Origin of the sequence: Streptomyces shenzhenensis (assembly GCF_021462265.1) — a bacterium.
Lineage (GTDB): Bacteria > Actinomycetota > Actinomycetes > Streptomycetales > Streptomycetaceae > Streptomyces > Streptomyces shenzhenensis.
In genome coordinates, this window is the sequence record NZ_JAJONF010000123.1 from 1 (window position 1) to 3,047 (window position 3,047).

The 3,047-nt window shown below is 66.1% G+C and carries 3 protein-coding genes and 1 pseudogene; 2 read left to right on the forward strand and 2 right to left on the reverse strand.

The window, feature by feature from the left end; genetic code table 11:
* Positions 1 to 144: 144 nt before the first annotated feature.
* Positions 145 to 1,110, reverse strand: coding sequence for a helix-turn-helix transcriptional regulator (locus LQ326_RS46920; RefSeq protein WP_234545332.1), 966 nt, complete (start codon positions 1,108 to 1,110; stop codon positions 145 to 147).
* Positions 1,111 to 1,202: 92 nt separating this feature from the next.
* On the opposite strand from LQ326_RS46920, the gene LQ326_RS46925 reads away from it, so the two are divergent.
* Both LQ326_RS46925 and LQ326_RS46930 read left to right on the forward strand, forming a co-directional pair.
* Entirely contained in the window at positions 1,203 to 1,568 is a 366-nt protein-coding gene (locus LQ326_RS46925) for a VOC family protein (protein ID WP_234545333.1), read from the forward strand.
* Between the two features lie 72 nt (positions 1,569 to 1,640).
* Positions 1,641 to 1,850, forward strand: a pseudogene (locus LQ326_RS46930) (helix-turn-helix domain-containing protein); the annotation flags it as partial.
* 514 nt (positions 1,851 to 2,364) lie between these two features.
* Here LQ326_RS46930 and LQ326_RS46935 read toward each other — a convergent pair.
* On the reverse strand, positions 2,365 to 2,784 hold the full coding sequence (locus LQ326_RS46935) for a hypothetical protein (protein WP_234545334.1): 420 nt from the start codon (positions 2,782 to 2,784) through the stop codon (positions 2,365 to 2,367).
* Positions 2,785 to 3,047: the final 263 nt, after the last annotated feature.

The window sequence follows — 3,047 nt, forward strand, 5'->3', positions numbered from 1 at the left end:
GGTGCATCAGCCGTCTCAAGCAGCGGCGCGGCCTGGCCACACGAACCGACAAGCTCGCGATCGCCTGCCAGGCGGCACTCCACCTGCGAGCATCCTCGTATGGACCCGACGCCGGCCACAAAGACAGAACCCGGTTGTTGCGGGTCAGGACGTTGGTGACGGCGCATAGTGGTGGGCAAGGTTGGCGGCGAGGTCGCGGAGGTGAGCCCTGGCTTCGGTGGGGCCGTGCACAGTGATGGCGCTCCCGAACGGCAGTAGTGCTCGCACGTCCTCCAGATGCAGGAAGCGGATCGTCACCTTGTGGCCGGTGGCGGATTCCTCATGGTCGTCCCGGACGAGTCGTTGGCCAAAGATCCGTTGCGCTCGCTCGATCTGGGTCTGGTCGATGGTGGCGCTGACCTCTATCGCGTGGTTGTGTTCCCACTGATCGATGAGCGCTGCAGCGACGGTGGCCAGGGTCTGGCTCTCGCGGATCCGTCGTGGCTGGTCGAATTCTTTCCACGTCGTGATCCGTTCGAGTCGGTACATCCGTGGCACTCGGGCACAGTCGGCTACGAGGTACCAGGTGCCGGCCTTGGCGAACAGCCCGTAGGGATCCACGACCAGGTCGCGTGGGCATGACTCGCGTGGGCTGTCGTACTCGATCCGCAGTCGGCGACCGCGCCGCACGGGGCCGATCAGCGAAGCCGGAATCGTGCCGGAAGTACGGGCCTGGAGCCAGGGACGGCTGTCCACGTGCACTACGTCGGTGAGCGGCAGGAGCTCATGAACTCGACGTGGCTGCGCAGCGGCGATCTTGGAGAGCGCGCGCCGGCTTTCGACCGATGCGTTGAGCTCCGCACGTTGCTTCTCGTCCAGCCCGGTGAGCACCAGATGATCACGCTCGCCCGGTGTGAGCCTCGTGAGGTCGGGCCCGGACCCGGGCAGCATGGTCACGCCTCCGAGGCGGCCCCGTTGCGCGGTCACCGGCAGACCGGCGTCGCGGAGCCAGTTCAGGTCCCGGGTGATGGTTCGAAGGGACACCCCGAGCGCGGAGGCAAGTTCCTGTGTGGTCACGGCATCCCTCGATTCGAGCAGCAGCATCAGGGAGAAGAAGCGGTCTGGGGTCACACACCGATTTTTTCGAGAATGGCGACACGATGCGGCGCATATCCCGGTCAGGCTGATGGATGCGCACCTACGACCTGTGAGAAGGAACAACCATGACCACATCCGTCGTGTCCATCGTCTACGTGAACGACGCTCCCGCCGCAGCTCGCTTCTACGGCGACCTCCTCGGCATGAGCCCCTCGTTCGAGACTCCGGGATACATCACCTTCGACCTCGGGCCAGGCGCTGACCTCGCCCTGTGGTCTGACCAGTTCGAGGATCTGTCACCGGACGTCCCGCGCACCGGTGAGGTGTGCCTGGCCATCGACGGTGGACCCGACGAGCTCGACGCGATCTTCAAGCACTGGAAGTCCAGGGGCGTCACGATCCTGCGCGAGCCTCATGATCCGGGGTTCGGGCTGACCTTCCTCGCAGCCGATCCTGACGGGAACCGTATCCGCGTCGCACCGCGGGACTGAAAGGCCGCAATGCGGCAGGCGGCGCACGACAGGCGTCGCGCCTGCCGTCGTCCGACTCCGAGAGGACGACGAGTGCCCCACGCGAATGCGCCCCTGAGCGTCGAGGGCCGTAGGCGGCTCGTGAAGCGGTGCCAGACACGTCCCATCGCCCGCGTCTCCGCTGAGATGAGCATCTCTCGCGCATGCGCCGGCAAGTGGGTAGATCGCCGGCGGCTGCACGGTGATGCGGGATTGCAGGACCGGCCGTCGAGTCCGGAGGACGAACCGCCGGTAGAAGAGGCCCTGGTATTCCAGCTTGAGGGTGGCGACGTAGGCCGGCGGCAGGTACGGGTTGTCGTCCAGGCTGAAGCAGAACCGGAGGAGGTCGAGGGCTTTCGGGTCGCAGGACTCGACGACCGTGCCGTCCCTGCACAGGTGCACCCTTGGCGATCTCGCTGATCGTCCGCCTGGACCGCCCTCGCTCGGCCGCAATTTCGTTGCGGCCCTTGCCCACCGCATGCAGTTCGAGGACTCGTTTGCGCTCAGCGTCGGTAACGGGGGTTGCCTTGCCCATGGGTCGGTCACCCCCGGACGCACTTCGGCCCCGCCTGGCAGCGGGGCCGAAGGAGGATAAACCCCCGACTGCTCACGGCGGGCGTTCACGTCGGGGGGTGAGCTCGGTCGGTGGCTTTGTCAGCCGCGTTCAGCAGCCAGACCTCTGGGGCCACGGATCGGTTTCCGTAGCGGCTCCTACGTCCGGCACGCCGGACTTGCGCTCAGGGTGGATCAGGCCGGCCAGGAAAGCAACTAGCTCACGTCAGACCTTGCAGAAGCCGATGCCCTTGAGCGCCGCGTTGATCTGCTTGCCCTGCGCTTCGCTGGTGGTTACGTCCTTGTACGTGAAGCGCTGCGCGGCCAAGTAGTCGAGCCGGGCGCCGCCTCCGTTGATTGCGCTGCACTGGTTGCGGGCGGCATCGATGGCCTTGTCCTCGTACTTGACGATGTCGGGGTTGGCCGCAGCGAGGGCGCGCAGTAGTTCGGCCCTCTTGGCTGCGGTTGGCTCGGGCGGGATGCCGGCGGCCGCGAGGGCGTCATCCTTCTGCTTCTGCGTGAGGTCGCCGGCCGTGGCCTTCGGCCTGGAACTGGTCGTGCTGTGCTCAGTGGTGCTGGTGCAGGCAGTGAGCATGGCGGCCGCGATGGCGATGGCGATGGCAGTGATGGTGGAGCGGAAACGCATGGTCCCCCCCTGGACAGTTGCGACTGAGGGGACATCATGGCAGGGCGTACGGCGAGACAGGGCGCTAAGCCTCGCCGTACGCTGCTTCAGTCAGGCCGTCGGCGGGCCGAATTCGCTTCGGGCTGACTACTTGATTGCCGTGATCAGTGCCGCGATTGGACTTGAGGCGAGCAGAATGGCGATTAGCCGGATGGTCCGGCCGCTGTCCTCTATAGCGAGCTGGACCGTTCGCCATCGTTCTTTACCCAATGACGAGTCGCCTC